The following is a 16,568-nucleotide window of genomic DNA, read 5'->3' as shown; positions in this document are numbered from 1 at the left end:
GCTCGGGGCCATCAGGACTTTGGGGGCATGCGCCTGAAGGCTTTGAGAGGTGTAATTCTTTGGATCAACCCTGCTGCTGGTCGGCCGGCGGCGGGGTCGGACGCGTCCTGTGCTGCGCCATGAACTGGTCGAACTCTTCCTTGTCCTTGGCGTGACGCAGACGGGTCAGGAAATCCTTGAACTCGCGCTGCTCTTCCTCGAGCCGCTGCAGCGTCTCGGCGCGATATTCGTCGAAGGCGCGGTTGCCGGAGGACGGGGGGCCGAAGCCAAAGCCGAAGCCGCGGCGCTCCATGCGGTCGCGCATGCGATCCATCTTGTACTGCATCTTTTCCATCTTGTTCTGCCAGCGATCCTGGTGGCTCCAGCACGACATTCTTCTGCTCCCGAGTGTGAAAAAGAGAAGGGCAAGTCCGATCGGCCACCAGATGATGAAGCCGAGAATGGTCACGGCGATCCAGCCGGGATGCCAAGGCGTATCGAGCATGCGGGGACGCTCGTACTGTTGGTATTGGTCCGAAGGGCCGCGCCAGCGATTGACGTCAGCGGTGTAGGCCATTTCCCATCTCCATCACGGCACCAGCGCCGTTGTGAATGTAAATAACATTTACATAGCTAGACCATCCCGCGATTTTGTCAAGCCGGCCGCCAGACACGCCCGCGTGATTATTCGCGCAATCTTATTTCGGCTTGCCCCAGGGGCCGCCCGGAGGCACACCCGAACCGGAGGGAGCCTCCGGCGGCACCGGCGGCGGCTGGGCGCCCTTGGCCGGAGGACGGCGGTCGATCGGAAAGCCGAGGCCGCGCAGATAGATCAGCACCTCGGCCTCCAGCAGCTCGTCCGGCGACATCGGCAGCTTGCGTCGCGCAGCATCGCCGCGGGAAAACAGCGAGGCCACGCCATGCGCCATCGACCAGATGTGCAGCGCCATCATCATCGCCGGCGGACGGGGCGTGCCGGGCGGCGTCAGGGCGGCGAGCCGCTCGGCTGCGGCTCGAATGACGTTGAAGGCGCGTTCGCTGGCGGCCTGAAGTGCGGCATTGGCATCGACCGGCACGCCCGATTCGAACATCGCGTTGTAGAAGGCCGGCTCCTCGCGGGCGAAGGCGAGATAGGCCTTGCCGACGCGCTCGAAGGCGGTGACCGTGTCAGGCCGCCCGTCATCCCACGCCGCCGACAGGCGCGCCTCGAACTGCTCGAAACCGCGCTGGGCGATCGAGGACAGCAGCTCGTCACGGTCGCGGAAATGCCGGTAGGGCGCCGCCGCACTGACGCCGGCCATGCGCGCGGCATCGGCGAAAGTGAAGCCGGCCGCCCCCTTCTCGGCGATCAGCCCGAGGGCCGCCTGCAACAGGGCTTCCTTCAGATTGCCGTGGTGATAGCCGCGCTCGGCGCGGCGCTGCTCCTTGCGCCAGCTCATGTGAACGACCTTTACATGAGCCGGGCGTGAAGGTCACTAGCGACGGCCGGATTGGTTAACCCGTATTCTCCGCAGTCATTCCAGGGCGGCGCAAAGAGCCGACCCCGGAATCTCGAGATTCTCAGGTGCGCAATTGCGCACCGGGGTTCGATGCTTCGCATCGCCCCGGAATGACGGCCAACCTACAACTGCCCTGAACCTACATCTCCGGAATCGGCAGCACGGGCATGACCTCAATCGCCTCGCCCGGGAAGATCGCGAAATGCGGATGGTTCTCGAACAGTTTTGCAGCTTCCTCCTGCGAGGCGGCGCGCACCACCGTGAAACCAGTCAGCGCGTTGCTGACCTCGGTGATGCCGTTCCCGTCGATCCTGCGGGTCTTGCCGAGCGGGCCGCCCATCTCGACGATCACGGATTCGTGCTTCTCGACCCAGCCGTGCCAGGCGGCCATGCCCGCCTGCTCCTTCGCCTTCCGCTCGGCCTCGGGCAGCGCGCGCCACGCCGCCATCTTCGATCCGGTCGTGCTGCCGAGATAGATAGCGAGAAATTTGTGTTCGGTGCTCATGGGTTTTCTCCTCAGGTTGATTGGGACATCGCGCAGCCGCCGTCTCGTCTACGTCTTCAGGTCGCCAAACCCGGCGACGATCTCCTGCACTTCGGGCGAGTAATCGGTCATCTCCTGCACCTGGCGGACCTCGATGATCTCGTTGGCTGAAGCGGGACATTTCTTGGCCCAGGCGATCGCCTCGGCGCGCGAGGCGACCTCGATCATCCAATAGCCGCCCAGGACTTCCTTGGCTTCCGCGAAGGGCCCGTCGGTGACGACGGGCTTGCCGGTCGCAAACGAGACGCGGGCCCCGGTCGACGGCGGGTGCAGCCCATCGAGCGTGATCAGCACGCCTGCGTCCTTCAGCGCCTCGTTGTAGCGCATCATCGCGGCGACGCGCTCGGGATCGAGCTGCACCTCCGGCGGGGCGTTCTCGTAGCCTAGCGGGATCATCAGCATCATGAATCGCATGGGATTTCCTCGCTGCTCTCAGTCACTCCGATATGTCTTGCGGGCGGAAACGGCTGGCCCGCGCTCACCTCCAAGACGAACGACCTTCTGCCGGACCGACAGCGGGACAGGAATTATTTTGGAGGCCGCAGCGCAGCCGCGGCTGTCGCATTCTGGGCCGCACCGGGTTCGATCGGCTCGGCGCGAGGCCTTTCATGCCGGAACGAAAGCGCAGTAAAAGGGGGCCGGCGCTCTCGCACGCCCCTCCCGGACACAGGACAGATCAGTCAATGCCGCAAGCCACGCAAAAAGTCGCCCTTGTCACCGGTGCCGCCCGCGGCATCGGGCTTGCGACCGCGAAGAAGTTCCTCGCAGAAGGCTGGCGGGTGGCGCTGCTCGACATCGAGGGCGAACTGCTCGGCCGCGCGGTCGCGGACATCGGCCAGAGCGAGGCGACGCTGGCGCTGACCTGTGATGTCTCCGACGCGGCCGCAGTCAGCACCGCAATGACTACGATCGAGCAGCGGTTCGGCCGCTTGGACGCGTTGGTCAACAATGCCGGCATCGCGGTGTTCGCGCCGCTGATGGAGACGTCGGACGCTGACTGGCGCCGCGTGCTCGAGGTCAACCTCACCGGACCGTTCCTCTGCACCAAGGCGGCGGTGCCCTTGATGCGCGACGGCAATGGCGGCGCCATCGTCAACATCACCTCGATCTCGGCCGTGCGCGCCTCGACGCTGCGCTCGGCCTACGGCACCAGCAAGGCTGGCCTTGCGCACCTCACCAAGCAGCTCGCGGTCGAGCTCGCCTCCCTCAACATCCGCGTCAACGCGGTCGCACCGGGACCGGTCGACACCGCGATGGCCAAGCAGGTGCACACCAAGGAGATCCGCGCCGACTATCACGACGCCATTCCGCTCAACCGCTACGGCCTGGAAGAGGAACTCGCGGAAGCGATCTATTTCCTATGCTCGGGCCGCGCGAGCTACATCACCGGCCAAATTTTGGCCGTGGACGGCGGCTTCGATGCGGCGGGCATCGGCCTACCGACGCTGCGCGGGCAACGGCGCAACGGGTAGGCACAGGATTTGTAGGGTGGGCAAAGGCGCAACGCGCCGTGCCCACTATCGATCCCAAGTTTGCGGTGCGGATGGTGGGCACGCTACGCTTGGCCCACCCTACGGAATCGAGTTGGTGGAAAGTTCATGCAACGCATCACCTTCCTCAAAACCTTGATGCTTGCATCCGCGCTGCTCGCCATCACGCCCGCGGCGGCCGAGATCCGCATCATCCAGTCCCCTGGCGGACAGGTCGGGCCGTTCCTCGATCTGTTCGAAAAGGTGCGCGAGAGTGGCGAGCGCGTGGTGATCGACGGCCCCTGCCTGTCCGCCTGCACGCTGGTGCTGAGCATCGTGCCGGGCGAGCGCATCTGCGTCACCAAGCGCGCCGTGCTCGGCTTCCATGCCGCACGCTCCGTGGACCGGCGCGGCCGCTTCTATGCCGAGCCGGAAGCATCGGTCGCGGTGCTTGCCGCGTATCCCGGTCCGGTGCGCGACTGGATCAGCCGCCGAGGCGGTCTCACCTCGCGGTTGCTGCTGTTGAAGGGGCGCGATCTCGCCGCGATCTATCCGCGTTGCCGCTGATACAGCCGGCAGCCGCCAACCGCTTTCAAAAGAGCGTCTGGATCACCGGCGCCAGCTTCGCGCTGGCGCAAATGAGCATTCCCCAAAGAGCAAAGTTGATCTGTAGCGCCGCCGCCATCGGTCGCTCCCTTCCACGTGACGTCCATCCCAGTTTGTAGCTTTTATGACCCACCAATAACGATTCTGGTGTGCAGAGCACAGCCCAATATTGCGCCAATTGTTGTGCGATGCAGCTCGTTTCACGAAGCGGCCTCACTGCGTCCGCAAAGTGATGCGAAAGCACGACTCATATTCGGCCGTGCCGGCAAGCTTGTTTTGCCTTGAGTTCCATTGAACCGACGGTGCGCGTGTCTCACGCAGATTCTGCGCGCCGCTTATGGAGGCAAAAGCCCGGCATGATTCGACACGGCTTGATCGTGCTCACTTTTTTCACAGCGCTGATCGGATTCGCAGAGGCGCCGGCGCAGGAACGCCGCGCCATCGCATGGGATGGTCTCGGCAAAGATCCGAACCGTCCGCATGTCACCAAGCGGCGCGTCACGACCGGCGCGCCGGCGGCGAGTGATCCCAATCAGGAGCGGGAAAAGGTGCTCGGCACGTTGCGTCCATATTCCGAGGCGTGGTGGGCGGTCCAAGACGAGATACAGGCGGAGAACGACAGGAAGCTCGGCGCCAAGCTCGTGATCTGTCCTCGCTGCGTGGAATCGTCAGCGCCGCGCGAGGATCTCACCGGATCCATCCGGTGAGAGGACAAACGGCCGATCAGCGCCTGACGTAACGAAGCGTGCGTCCCCTCTCTCGCAGCATTGGAGAGAGGGATCGCAACGCGACGAAGCGCGGTCGCGCCCGTCACATGCCCTCGGCCGGGCAATTCACCATCCAGGGAATGCCGAACTTGTCGACGCACATGCCGAAGCCCTTGGCCCAGAACGTCTTGCTGAACGGCATGGTGACGCTGCCGCCGTCGGCGAGCGCGTTGAACTTGCGCTCGCCATCTGCGGGGTCCTTGACCGTAAGCGAGATCGAGAAGCCCTGCGGCTTGTGAAAATGCTCGGCCGGCGCGTCGGAAGCCATCAGCACGCTGCCGTCGGGGAGCGACATGCGCGCATGCATGATCATCTTCTCGCGGCCGGGCGCGGCCGGCATTTCCGGCGGAGCATCCGATGCGCGCATCATGGCGTCGATCTTGCCGCCGAGAATCTTGACGTAATAGTTGAATGCCGCTTCGCAATTGTCCTGGTAGAAAAGATAGGGATTGAGCATCGTTTCTCTCCTCTTCGTTTGCAGTGAGGCCTATTGCGTCTCGGTGAGCTTCTTCAGGCCGGCGAGGCCCGCCTCGAAATCCTTGCCGATCATGCTGTCCATGTTGAAGAACACCTGCATCAGCTTGGACAGGAACGGGGCCGGACCGTACATCGCCCATGTGACCAGTGTGGCATCGCCTTGCGGCACAAAGGTGAACTCGGCGGTGTTGTGGCCTTCGAACGGCCGCTCGAAATCGAGCTTGATGCGGAGCTTGGAGGGCCCGTTCGCCTCCAGGATCTCCATATGGCCGGCGCCGACATTGTTGTTGCCGTCCCAGGCATAGGTCGCCCCCTTCCCTGCCGCGGTTCCGCCGAACATCCGCTTCATGGCGGGATCGCGGGTCTCATAGGGCGACCAGGCGGTCCAGCGATGGAAATCGGCAACCAGCGGATAGATCGCAGCGGCCGGCGCCTTGACGGCGAGCGAGCGCTCGACACGGAACGTGTCGGGCTTCGTCAGGGCAAAGCCGAGGACCGCGGCAAGGCCGGCGGCAAGAACGATGGCGATGACGGCAATGGCTTTCAGCATGGATGGCTCCCCTGGTACGGGATTAAGACGAACAGGGATGGCAAGGGCCGACAAAGGGACAGAAATTCTTTGGCGCACTGCCCACCCCACGTCATGGCCGGGCTTGTCCCGGCCATCCACGTTCTTGGCGCGGAGGGAAGACCGTGGATGCCCGGGACAAGCCGGGGCATGACGATGTGGAGGCAGATGCGCCTATGTCGCCTTCGCGCCCTGCCGCGCGCCAGCTCCCTTCGGCTGGCTGTCCCGGATCAGGCGATCGAGATGCATGCGGATGTGGGCGGCTTCGGCCGAGGTGTTGGCGAGCGCGATGGCGCGGTCGAAGGCGATCCGGGCTTCGTCATTGCGGCCGAGCTGCATCAGGAAGGCGCCACGGACGCCGTAAAAATGGAAGTAATTGGCGAGCTTCGGCGCCAGCGGCTCGATCAGCTCGAGCGCGGCCTGCGGCCCTCGCACCTTGGAGACCGCGACCGCCCGGTTGAGCGTCACCACCGGCGATGGCTGCACCACTTCGAGCGCGCCGTAGAGCAGGTCGATCTCGGTCCAGTCGGTCTCCTCCGGCGTCGCCGCGCGCGCATGCAGTGCGGCGATCGCGGCCTGGATCTGGTAGGGCCCGCTGCGGCGGTGGCGCATCGCCTTGTCGATCAGCGCGAGGCCCTCCGCGATCATGGTGCCGTTCCACAAGGAACGGTCCTGATCGTCCAGCAGGATCAGCGACCCGTCCGCGGCAAAGCGCGCGGCGCTGCGCGCGTGCTGCAACAGGATCAGCGCCGTCAGGCCCATGATCTCCGGCTCGCTCGGAAATAGCCGCAGCAGCAGCCGCGCCAGCCGGATCGCCTCTTCGCACAGCGGCTTCCTGGTCTCCGCGGTGTCGCCGCTCGCGGAATAGCCTTCGTTGAAGATCAGGTAGATCATCGCCGCGACACCGGCGAGCCGTTCGGAGCGCTCGACCGCGCCGGGCGCCTCGAACGGCGTCCCGGCCTCGGCAACCTTTGCCTTGGCGCGCGTGATGCGCTGCTCCATCGCCGCTTCCGAGACGAGGAACGCGCGGGCGATCTGCTTCACCGTGAGGCCCGAGACGATGCGCAGAGCCAGTGCGATCTGCTGCGTCGCCGGCAGCCCCGGATGGCAGCAGATGAACATCAGCCGCAAGATGTCGTCGCGATAGTGCGAGCCGTCGAGCCGCTCGGCGAGCTCGCCTTCGGCGTCGTCGAGATCGGAGATCGCCTGGTCGTCCTCGGGCAGCGGCTGCTGCCTGCGCGCGCGGCGCACTTCGTCGATCGCAACGTTGCGGCCGACCATGATCAGCCAGGCCGCGGGATCGCGCGGCGGCCCGTTCTGCGGCCAGGTCTTGAGCGCGCGCAGGCAGGCGTTCTGAAACGCCTCCTCGGCGGTGTCGAGATCGCGGAAATAGCGCAGCAGCGCGCCGACCGCCTGGGGTCGCGCCGAAGTCAGCGCAGTCTCGATCCAGGCGGTATCGGCCTCGCTCACGTCAGGTTTCCTCCGGGCCGGAACACACCGACGGGACGCACCTCATAAGCGCCGCCGGGGTTGGCGGCGCCCAGCTCGCGCGCGACGCCGAGCGCGTCGTCGAGGTTCTTGCAATCGACGATGTAGAAGCCAAGCAGCTGCTCCTTGGTCTCGGCATAGGGGCCGTCGAGCACCAGCGGCGGATCCTCCTTGCGCAGCGTCGCTGCCGCGGTCGTCGGCAACAGCCGCGCCACCGGCCCGAGCCGGCCCTGCTTGGTGAGCTTGTCCTGCACCACGGAGAGCTTTTTCATCACGGCCTCGTCCTGCTCCTTGCTCCAGGAGCCGACGAAATCCTCATCGTGATAGCAAAGAATGGCGTAAAGCATGGGCGGCACTTCCCTGGTCTGTTCTTAAAGACGCGCCAATATGCCTTGCGCCGACAGCGCTGCGGAAAAAATTTGCAAGAAAAATCCGGCAGATCGTGCCAAGGAGGGCTTTCTCGAGCGGAACCTTAAAGAGGCACTTCGAATGACCATGGGCACACTGGCCGTCCTGATCAACAGCACGCAGCAGAACTGGCTGCCCGAGCGCTGGAAGGCCCGGTTCGACGCGGTCTGCGGCAAGCGCCGCGTTGTGCTGCTGCCGGACGCCGGGCTCGATCCGGCGGAGGTGCATTATGCGGCGGTGTGGAAGCCGGTGCCGGGCGATCTCGGTGCGTTCCCCAATCTGCGGGCGATCTTCAACCTTGGGGCGGGCGTCGATGCGCTGATGGCCGACAAGAGCCTGCCCGAGGTGCCGCTGGTGCGGGTCGCCGTGCCCGATCTCACCAATCGCATGACCGAATATGTCGTGCTGCACGTTCTGATGCATCACCGCCAGGAGCTTTACCTCCGGCAATCGCAGCGCGAGAAGCGCTGGGAGCCCAGATATCAGTGGCCGGCGAGCGCGATCACGGTCGGCGTCATGGGACTTGGCACGCTAGGCGCTGATGCGGCCGACGTGCTGCGGCGGCTCGGCTTCCGCGTCGTCGGCTGGAGCCGCAGCCCGCGCACGATCGAGGGCGTCGAATGCTTCCACGGCAGAGCAGGCATGGAGGCGTTCCTGCGCAAGACCGATATCCTGGTCTGCCTGCTGCCGCTGACATCAGACACGCACGGCATCCTCAACCGCGAGGTCTTCGCCAAGCTCAATCGCACCAGCCCGCTCGACGCGCCCGTGCTGATCAATGCAGGCCGCGGCGGCCTGCAGAACGAGGCCGATATTCTCGCCTGTCTCGACGACGGCACGCTGGGCGCCGCATCGCTCGACGTCTTCGTGCAGGAGCCGCAGCCGAAGGACAGCCGGTTCTGGACCCACCCCAAGGTGGTGTTGACGCCGCACAATGCCGCCGACACCGACGCGGATGCGATCTCGGCCTATGTCGCCGAGCAGATCGCCCGGTTCGAGGCGGGCGGCGCGCTGGAGAACGTGGTGGACCGCGCAAGGGGATATTGAGGCTTCGCTTCCGGCCTAGTTTTTGGCCCCCACCAACACGTCGATCGCGCCCTTCACGATCGCCTCCAGCTCCTTGCGCGGCACGCGGGCGCGGGAGCGGATGGCGATGGTGTGGATGGTGGCCGATGCGATCTGCGCCAGCGCGACCGGATCGGCGCTCTCCGGCAGCTCGCCTTTCTCCCTGGCGCGGCGAAAGCAACTGGCAAACGCCTTGTCGAGCCCGGTGAGGCCATCCAGCACCATGGCGCGGATCTCGGGATCGCCGACCGCCTCGGAGGCCGCGGTCACGACCGTGAAGCAACCGCGCGGCCCGGTGTCGCCCGACAGATAGATATCCAGCGCGGCTGCGTAGACGCGCTCCAGCCGCTGGCGCAGCGGCATCTCCTCGCGGAAGATCGCAACCGTCGCCGCGGCAGCCTCGTCGCGATAACGCTGGTAGCTCTTGATGTAGAGCTCGCGCTTATCGCCGAAGGCGCCGTAGAGGCTCGGCCGGTTCATGCCGGTGGCTGCGCTGAGATCGTCGAGCGAGGTGGCCGCGAAACCCTGCTTGCGGAACAGATCGAGCGCCTTGCCGAGCGCGACATCGGGCTCGTAGGCGCGCGGACGGCCGCGGCGCTTGGGCCCGCTGCGGGGCTCGGGCTGATTGACAGCAGCTGGCGGCTTCGATTTTTGTACCATTCCGCAAGATAATCCTTGACCAAGCCCATATTATGCAAGATGGTACAAAAATCAATCTGGCCAGGTTGAGCGACACCCAAGAGGAATTGTCCAAGGAGGCTACAGATGGATCTCTATTTCTCGCCGCTTGCCTGCTCGATGGCGACACGCGTCGCGCTGTATGAAGCCGGCGCCGAGGCGAACTACCTCGAAGTCGATCCGCCGACCAAGAAGGTGCTGAACGACGGCTCCGATTTCCGCACCGTGAATCCGATCGGCCTCGTGCCGACGCTGCGCACCGACGAGGGCGTGGTGCTGACCGAGAACGCCGCGATCCTGCAATATGTCGCGGACCGTTTCCCGCAAGCCGGCCTCGGCGCGAGCGCCGGCATCGAACGCACCCGGCTGCATCAATGGCTCTGCTTCATCGGCACCGAGCTGCACAAGGGTCTCTTCATCCCCATGCTCGACCGCAAGGCGCCGCAGGAAGCCAAGGCCTATGCCCTGGAGAAGAACCTGTCGCGGCTCGACTATCTGGACAATTACCTGAAGGGACGCGAGTTCCTGCTCGACCATTTCAGCGTGGCCGATGCCTATCTCGTCACGATCATCAACTGGACCATGGCGACGCCGCCGATCGAGCTTGCGAAATGGCCGAGTGTGAAGGCGTATTACGAGCGGCTGCGTCAGCGGCCGTCAATTGCGAAGGCGATCGCCGAGGAGTTCGAGCTGTATAAGGCTGAGCTCGCGCGGAAGAAGGCGGCGGCCTGAGGCCGCACGCGAGCACCGATTCGCGCGGCAGCGACGCTATCCCGGCTAAGTCGGGACAGCGTCGTTGCGTCATGCAGCGCGCTATCTCGGCGCCTGCAGCGCGATACCGTAGCGGCCGTAGATGCGGTCGATCGTGCCGTCGCTGCGCAGCCGTTCGACGGCCGCGTCGATGGCTTCGCGCAACGCATCGTCCGGGCGGACCATGCCGACGCCGACATTCCAGTTCAGATCGGCCGTGCTCTCGTCGCGATCCAGGATCCGGAGCGGATTGTCCGGATGGGTCAGATTGAAATAGCTGGCGGCGGTGGGCGTGACCGCGGCGGCGTCGATCTCACGTTTCGATACGGCCTCCAGACTGTCGCTCTCGAAGCCGAAGGTCGATATCGGCACGCGCCGCCGGCCGATGATCATGGCTGCGATCGATCCAACCTGCACCCCCACCTTGGTCGACTCGTTGAGGCTGGCGAAGGACGTGAGCGTGCTGGATGAGGGCACGGCGAGCGCGACGCCCGTGCGATAATACGGTTTGGAGATTCTCAGGCGGGTTTCGCCTTGCGCTTCGCGATCGGCGATGACGTCCAGAAGAATGTCGCAGCCGGCGCTGCGCATCTGGTACTGCGTGATGATCCAATCGAGCCTCAGCGAGACACCGAGCTCGCGTGCCAGCGCCCGACCGAACTCGACCTGAAAGCCGGGCGGCTCGCCGGCCTTGTGCGCAAAGGGAAGCGAATTGGGGTGCGCGCACAGCCCGATCACGCCGCTGGAGCGGATCGCCTCCAGGGGTCGTGCCGACGCTTGCCCCGACAGGACGATGGCGGCAGCGACGATGACCGGGGCAAATGCCTTCATTCCGCGCTCTCTGCTCGTCAGCCGTCGCGCGGTTTCAGGGCGCGGATGTACTTGATCATCTGGTCGATCTGGGCATCGGTGAAGGCGCCGTCGAACGCCGGCATCGCCCCCTGCTTGCCGTGCTTGATGCGGTCGCGAATAAAGGCATCGTCGCGCGGCGAATTCATCAATTGCGGCCCCTTGCCGGCGGCCCGGCCACCGTCGGAGTGACAAAAGCCGCAGGTCCCCGCGAACACCTGCTCGACCTCGAACGCCGCGTTCTCCGGCGCGGGTGTGGCGGATTGTGCCTGGGCCATCGCAGCCCACACCAACGAGGCGCCCAGCCCCGCCAAAATCGTCTTGCAAGGCAGTCTCAACAGCTACGCTCCATTCCTGATCCGCGCACTGCCGCGACATCGATCCTGGAGCGGGCTTGCGCCCGCTCCAGGATCAGACCATCCGCGGCTTACCTATTTCAGGCTGAAGACGACCAAGGCGCCGTCGTCACGCGGCATGCTCTTGTAGACGCCGCCGAAGTTCGGCGCATATTCGTCCGCCAGCATCCCGCCGAAGCCTGCCGTCACGGCGATATATTGCTTGCCGCCGACGGAGTAGCTGACGATGCCGCCCTGGTGGCCGGTGCCGTTGTTGTGCTTCCACAGCTCGGCGCCGGTCTCGGCATCATAGGCGTGCAGCACGCCGCGGGAATCAGGCACGAAGACGAGGTTGCCCGCGGTCGACAGCACGCTTCCGAGCGGAGGCTCGGGATAGCGAACCTCCCATTTCTTCGCGCCCGTAATGGGATCGCGCGCGTCGAGATGCCCGTAGATCTCGCCACCTGGAGGAGGCACCATCTTGAAATCGGCGCCGATATTGAGCTGGGCCTGCGGCGTGGTGACCGGTGTCGTCTTCTGGATATCCAGCGTCATGCACCATTCCTGTCCGATCTTGTAATAGAGACCGGTCTTGGGGCTGTACGATCCGGCGTTCCAGCTGATGCCGCCGCCGATGAACGGACACAGCGGTGGTTCGGTGACTTTGCCGACCGGGAAATCGCGACGGCCGATCAGCGCGCCGGTCTTGGGATCGATATCCTTGACGAAGTTGATGTTCTCGACCAGCCGCCAGACGTTCTTCACTTTGAGATTGCGGTCGTAGACGAAGACGAAGCCGCCCTTGTTCGGATGGACCACGTATTTCTGGCCGTCTCGCTCGAGCATCACGAATTCGCCGACCGAGCTGTCGAAGTCCCAGGCATCGTGCGGCAGTTCCTGATGGTAGAACTTCAGCTTGCCGGTATCGATGTCGAGCCCGATCACCGAGGTCGTATAGAGATTGTCACCGGGACGCGCGCCCTGCGTCTTGTAGTCTGGGCCCGACCAATCGTAGAGCGGCGCCGGGTTCGCAGTGCCCCACAGGATAGTGTTGGTCTCGGAATCGTAGGTGCCCGGCATCCAGCCGCCACCGCCGCCGGTGCGCCAGGATTCGTTGCCCCAGGTCTTCATGGCCTCTTCAGTGCCTGCGACCGTGAGGAACTCCCACTTCTTCTTTCCGGTCGCGGCGTCGAGCGCGAAGATCGGGCCGCGGCCCGGCCATTCGCCGCCCTGCGCGCCGATAATCACGCTGCCCTTCGCGTAGAGCGGCGCGCCGGTGAAACCCACCGTCAGCTTCTGCGAGTCGATCAGCCTGGACTCCCAGAGAACCTTTCCGGTCTTGGCGTCCAGCCCGAAGACACGGCCATCCATCGTGCCGACGAAGACTTTGCCTTCGCCGAGAGCGACGCCGCGGTTGTAAGGCGAGTGGGTCTGCCGGCTGATCAGCGCCTCATCCAGCTCCGGAAAGAACGACCAGATGACCTCGCCGGTCGCGCCGTTCAGCGCGAACACCCGGCTGTAAGAGCCCGAATAGTACAGCACGCCATCGGCGACGAGCGGCATCGACTGCAGGCCGCGCGTCGATCGCCCGGGAATGTGCGTCCATGCCACGCTCAGATTGCCGACATTGCTCGCATTGATCTGCGCAAGCGGGCTGTAGTGATGGGACTTGTAGGAACCGTGATAGGTGAGCCAATCGTTCTGGCCGGCGGACTCGATACGGGCCGTATCCACGGACTGAGCCAATGCCGCCGTCGCTGCAAATGTCGCAACGACAACGACAGGCAAGACCGAGCTGAGCCACTGCTTCCTCATTTGTACTTCCTCCCGCTCTTGTGTTTGTTGATTGCGTCTCGTGAACGCCGCTACGAGGGCTATTTGCAGTTCAGTGTGCGTCGATCGTCCTCCATCGGACCGAATCGTCAACAGATGCCCCTCTCTCGGCACATTGCGCCGAGGAGCCACGTTCACCGGAGTGGTTGCTGTTGTACTTCCGCTTGCCGTTACACTGTACGACGGATCACAGGACGTGCAAATACGGAATGCGCGCTGAAGTCGGTTCGATGCAGGGCGACCTGAAACGGCAGTGACACTGACCGTTTTTGCTTTTGATCCGCCGATCCCGAAACATGTCGTTTTATCCGTAAAGCACCTTTGGCAGAATCGTGACGATGCCCGGCCAGAGCGTCAGCAGCAGCACGAAGCCGATCATGATCAAGAGATACGGCAAGGTGACGCGCGCGATGTAGCCGAGGCCGTCTTCGGTCAGGCCCTGGATGACGAACAGGTTGAAGCCGACGGGCGGGGTGATCTGCGCCATTTCTACGGCGAGCACAAGGAAGACGCCGAACCAGACCTCGTCGAAGCCGGCGCCCTTCACGATCGGCAGCACGATCGGCAGCGTCATCACGATCATCGAGAAGCCGTCGAGGAAACAGCCGAGCACGAGATAGAAGACGATCAGCGCCACGATCAGCATGAAGGGCGACAGGCCGAGGCCCTTGACGAACGCGGCGACCGCTTGAGGAATGCCGAGGAACGCCGCGGCATTGCCGAGGATCGAGGCCCCCAGCACGATCAGCGCGATCATCGAGCAGGTCACGACCGAGCCGATCAGCACGTCGCGCATCACCTGTTGCGAGATCGCGCCTTGCGCCCAGGCAACCAGGCCCGCGCCGAGCACGCCGACGGCGGCGGCCTCCGAGGGCGTTGCGAGCCCGCCATACATCGAGCCGAGCACACAGGCGATCAGGAACAGCGCCGGCGCGAGATCCTTCAGTGCTGCAAAGCGCTCGCTCCACGGCACCTGCGAAAGCTTGGCTTCCGTCTCGGGTACCATCGCGGGCTTGAGGCTCGTATGCAGCATCACCCAGGCCATGAAGGTCGCGGCCAGCAGGAAGCCCGGCAGCACGCCGGCGGTGAACAGCTTCAGGATCGAGACATCGCCGAGCACGCCGTAGATGATCATGATGTTGGACGGCGGGATCAGGAAGCCGAGCGTGCCGGCGCCGGCGAGCGAGCCGATCGCGATGTCGCGGGAATAGCCGCGGCGCAGGAGCTCGTTGAGCGACATGCGGCCGATCACCTGCGTCGTCGCGGCCGAGGAGCCAGAGATCGCCGCGAAGATGGTGCAGCCGATCACGTTGACATGCAGGAGGCGGCCGGGCAGCAGCCCGGCCCACGGCGCCAATCCCTGAAACAGCGAGCGCGACAGGCGGGTGCGAAAAAGCAACTCGCCCATCAGGATGAACAGCGGCAGCGCCAGCAGCTCCTGCGTGGTCAGGATGTTCCAGGCGTATTGCGGCAGCAGCTTGTCGAGCGGGATCGAACGGAACATCGCGAGCAGCAACGTCGCGGTGAGCGCAAGCGTGAGGCCGATCCAGACGCCGCAGGCCAGCAGCACAAACAGGATCGCGAACAGGGCGACGACTTCGATGGTCATGCGATCTTGGATCCGGATGCGGATAGGGCGGTCATTCGACGGGCGAGGCTTTCATGCGATGATCTTCCAGCGGCAGGCCGAGCGCGGCCTGGATCGCACGCGCCAGGAACTGCAGCGTCAGCAGCAGCATGCCGAAGGTGACGATCGCTTGGGGAAACCACAGCGGCGTGTCGCTCGAGGTCGAGACCTGGCCGCGCAGGAAGGCGCTCCAGGCGAATTTCGCCATGGCCGAGGTCAGGAACGCCATGAAGGCGAAGCCGGCCGCCGCCGAGAGGATCTCGAGCCCGCGCTGCACGGTCGCTGGTGCGTTCTTCAGCAGCAGCACGACGCGAATGTGGCCGCCGACGCGCAGCGTCATGGCGGCGCCGAAGGTGAAGGACGCCGCCATCAGATAGGACGAGTATTCCCACGCGATCGAGATGGTTGGCGGAAAGAACGGCAGGAAATTCGAGAGAAAGCGGGTTGCGACCTCGCACAACATCAACAGCGTCAGCATCAAGAGACAGAAGCCGCCGATCCAGCCGTCGAGCCGGCCGAGGCGATCGATGCCGTCGAGCATGATGCGCAGCGGCGCGGGCGCCGCTGCGTTGAGGCTGTGCGATGCTTCGGGCGTAACGCTCACCACGCCTCGTCCTCAGCCGCGCTTCATTTCGGCGAGATAGGCCCGCACCGGCTTGTCCGCGGCCGGCACGCGCTTGAGGAAGGCGTCCAGCTGCGGCGCGGTCTTGGCCCGGATCTCCGCCATCATCGCGTCCGACACCGGCACCACCTCCATGCCGCCCTCCTTGAGGCGGTTGAGGCTGTCGACGTCGGCCTTGAGCGAATTGGCCCAGAAGCCCGGCTCCATCTTCGCCGCGACATCGGCGACGAGCTTCTGCTGATCTGCGGAGAGCGCCTTCCAGGAATCCAGATTGACGGTGAGCATCTGCGACGACCAGACATGGTTGGTCGGGTAGACGTATTTCAGGAACTCCCAGAACTTGCCGTCAACGCCGGAAACCGACGAGGTGGAGACCCCAGCCACCGCGCCGGAGGCGAGTGCGGGGATCGTTTCGCCCCAGGGGATCATCACCGCCGCCATGCCGATGGCATTGAGCATCTCGACCGCATTCTTGTCGGGTACCCGGATCTTGATGTTCTTGAGGCCCTCGACGTCGGCGACCTTCGTCTTCAGATGCAGATATTGCGTCGGCCACGGCACGATGTAGAGGATCTTCTGGTTGTTGCGCGCGGCGATCTTCTCGTATTCGGGCCGCACATATTTGTGCAGCACCTTGAGCTCGTCCACGGACCCGCAGAGGAAGGGGATGCTCTCGACGCCCATGAAGGGCTCGTCGCCGACCTGCTGGATGTTGAGGACGTCGGCGAGCGGCACGAGGCCGTCGCGCACGGCGCGCAGATGCTCGGGCCCCTTGAAGCCGAGCTGACCGCCGGCCTTCACGGTGATGGCAACCGCGCCGCCGCTCTGCTTCTTCACCTCCTCCGCAAACGCCATCGCGTTCTGGGTGTGGAAATTGCCGTCGGGCCAGACCGTTGACATGTCCCAGCTTGTCGTCGCCGCCCGCGACCGCGTCGAGATGTGGCCGGCGGCGAGCAGCGTTGCTGCGCCCGCGGTGAAATGACGTCGCGTAATCATTGCTCCCC

20 protein-coding genes are annotated in these 16,568 nt (G+C 64.7%); 5 read left to right on the top strand and 15 right to left on the bottom strand.

The features are described 5' to 3' along the window. Positions 1-64 precede the first annotated feature (64 nt). The 4 genes from HZZ16_RS09235 to HZZ16_RS09220 form a co-directional block, all read right to left on the bottom strand. Complete coding sequence (locus tag HZZ16_RS09235; protein ID WP_197948162.1) at positions 65-556, bottom strand: DUF2852 domain-containing protein; 492 nt, start codon at positions 554-556, stop codon at positions 65-67. A gap of 121 nt (positions 557-677) precedes the next feature. Continuing rightward, positions 678-1,418: a TetR/AcrR family transcriptional regulator gene (locus HZZ16_RS09230; RefSeq protein WP_197948161.1), complete on the bottom strand. Its 741-nt coding sequence runs from the start codon at positions 1,416-1,418 to the stop codon at positions 678-680. 199 nt (positions 1,419-1,617) lie between these two features. Continuing rightward, entirely contained in the window at positions 1,618-1,983 is a 366-nt protein-coding gene (locus HZZ16_RS09225) for a YciI family protein (protein ID WP_197948160.1), read from the bottom strand. A gap of 48 nt (positions 1,984-2,031) precedes the next feature. Next, entirely contained in the window at positions 2,032-2,436 is a 405-nt protein-coding gene (locus HZZ16_RS09220; RefSeq protein ID WP_197948159.1) for a YciI family protein, read from the bottom strand. A gap of 269 nt (positions 2,437-2,705) precedes the next feature. Here HZZ16_RS09220 and HZZ16_RS09215 point away from each other — a divergent pair, with 269 nt between their 5' ends. The 3 genes from HZZ16_RS09215 to HZZ16_RS09205 all read left to right on the top strand — a co-directional run bounded on the left by HZZ16_RS09215 (position 2,706) and on the right by HZZ16_RS09205 (position 4,804). Further along, entirely contained in the window at positions 2,706-3,494 is a 789-nt protein-coding gene (locus HZZ16_RS09215; protein ID WP_197948158.1) for an SDR family NAD(P)-dependent oxidoreductase, read from the top strand. A gap of 126 nt (positions 3,495-3,620) precedes the next feature. Next, positions 3,621-4,058: a hypothetical protein gene (locus HZZ16_RS09210; protein ID WP_197948157.1), complete on the top strand. Its 438-nt coding sequence runs from the start codon at positions 3,621-3,623 to the stop codon at positions 4,056-4,058. A gap of 395 nt (positions 4,059-4,453) precedes the next feature. Then, a complete protein-coding gene (locus tag HZZ16_RS09205) occupies positions 4,454-4,804 on the top strand; it encodes a hypothetical protein (RefSeq protein WP_197948156.1) in 351 nt (116 codons plus the stop codon). A gap of 103 nt (positions 4,805-4,907) precedes the next feature. On the opposite strand, the gene HZZ16_RS09200 is transcribed toward HZZ16_RS09205, so the two are convergent. The 4 genes from HZZ16_RS09200 to HZZ16_RS09185 form a co-directional block, all read right to left on the bottom strand. Then, on the bottom strand, positions 4,908-5,321 hold the full coding sequence (locus HZZ16_RS09200; protein WP_197948155.1) for a VOC family protein: 414 nt from the start codon (positions 5,319-5,321) through the stop codon (positions 4,908-4,910). Positions 5,322-5,351: 30 nt separating this feature from the next. Then, positions 5,352-5,891 carry an SRPBCC family protein gene (locus HZZ16_RS09195; RefSeq protein WP_197948154.1) on the bottom strand — a complete coding sequence of 180 codons (540 nt, stop codon included), beginning with the start codon at positions 5,889-5,891 and terminating at the stop codon, positions 5,352-5,354. A gap of 192 nt (positions 5,892-6,083) precedes the next feature. Beyond that, the gene (locus HZZ16_RS09190) at positions 6,084-7,379 is read right to left on the bottom strand and encodes an RNA polymerase sigma factor (RefSeq protein WP_197948153.1); all 1,296 of its coding nucleotides are present in this window, start codon (positions 7,377-7,379) and stop codon (positions 6,084-6,086) included. Next, complete coding sequence (locus tag HZZ16_RS09185) at positions 7,376-7,744, bottom strand: YciI family protein (protein ID WP_197948152.1); 369 nt, start codon at positions 7,742-7,744, stop codon at positions 7,376-7,378. The genes HZZ16_RS09190 and HZZ16_RS09185 overlap by 4 nt, the downstream gene beginning before the upstream one ends. Before the next feature lie 142 nt (positions 7,745-7,886). Here HZZ16_RS09185 and HZZ16_RS09180 point away from each other — a divergent pair, with 142 nt between their 5' ends. After that, on the top strand, positions 7,887-8,852 hold the full coding sequence (locus HZZ16_RS09180; protein WP_197948151.1) for a 2-hydroxyacid dehydrogenase: 966 nt from the start codon (positions 7,887-7,889) through the stop codon (positions 8,850-8,852). 15 nt (positions 8,853-8,867) lie between these two features. Here HZZ16_RS09180 and HZZ16_RS09175 read toward each other — a convergent pair whose 3' ends face one another. Continuing rightward, a complete protein-coding gene (locus tag HZZ16_RS09175) occupies positions 8,868-9,530 on the bottom strand; it encodes a TetR/AcrR family transcriptional regulator (RefSeq protein ID WP_197948150.1) in 663 nt (220 codons plus the stop codon). 105 nt (positions 9,531-9,635) lie between these two features. Between HZZ16_RS09175 and HZZ16_RS09170 the strand changes: the two genes are divergently transcribed. Next, positions 9,636-10,280, top strand: a complete 645-nt coding sequence (locus HZZ16_RS09170) for a glutathione binding-like protein (protein WP_197948149.1) — start codon at positions 9,636-9,638, stop codon at positions 10,278-10,280. A gap of 81 nt (positions 10,281-10,361) precedes the next feature. Here HZZ16_RS09170 and HZZ16_RS09165 read toward each other — a convergent pair whose 3' ends face one another. From HZZ16_RS09165 to HZZ16_RS09140, 6 genes are all read right to left on the bottom strand, one after another. Beyond that, on the bottom strand, positions 10,362-11,129 hold the full coding sequence (locus tag HZZ16_RS09165) for a substrate-binding periplasmic protein (protein ID WP_197948148.1): 768 nt from the start codon (positions 11,127-11,129) through the stop codon (positions 10,362-10,364). 17 nt (positions 11,130-11,146) lie between these two features. Further along, positions 11,147-11,485 carry a c-type cytochrome gene (locus HZZ16_RS09160; RefSeq protein ID WP_246510044.1) on the bottom strand — a complete coding sequence of 113 codons (339 nt, stop codon included), beginning with the start codon at positions 11,483-11,485 and terminating at the stop codon, positions 11,147-11,149. 93 nt (positions 11,486-11,578) lie between these two features. Continuing rightward, positions 11,579-13,297: a pyrroloquinoline quinone-dependent dehydrogenase gene (locus tag HZZ16_RS09155; RefSeq protein WP_197948147.1), complete on the bottom strand. Its 1,719-nt coding sequence runs from the start codon at positions 13,295-13,297 to the stop codon at positions 11,579-11,581. Between the two features lie 322 nt (positions 13,298-13,619). Further along, on the bottom strand, positions 13,620-14,924 hold the full coding sequence (locus HZZ16_RS09150; protein ID WP_197948146.1) for a TRAP transporter large permease: 1,305 nt from the start codon (positions 14,922-14,924) through the stop codon (positions 13,620-13,622). A 31-nt stretch (positions 14,925-14,955) separates the two neighbouring features. After that, positions 14,956-15,549, bottom strand: coding sequence for a TRAP transporter small permease subunit (locus HZZ16_RS09145; RefSeq protein ID WP_197948145.1), 594 nt, complete (start codon positions 15,547-15,549; stop codon positions 14,956-14,958). 9 nt (positions 15,550-15,558) lie between these two features. Then, complete coding sequence (locus HZZ16_RS09140; RefSeq protein ID WP_197948144.1) at positions 15,559-16,560, bottom strand: TRAP transporter substrate-binding protein; 1,002 nt, start codon at positions 16,558-16,560, stop codon at positions 15,559-15,561. Between the last annotated feature and the right edge of the window lie 8 nt (positions 16,561-16,568).

It is taken from the genome of Bradyrhizobium glycinis (assembly GCF_016031655.1).
Taxonomy (GTDB): domain Bacteria; phylum Pseudomonadota; class Alphaproteobacteria; order Rhizobiales; family Xanthobacteraceae; genus Bradyrhizobium; species Bradyrhizobium glycinis.
The sequence above is the reverse complement of the archived record's forward strand: the minus strand, read 5'-3'. Positions and strand labels throughout refer to the sequence as shown.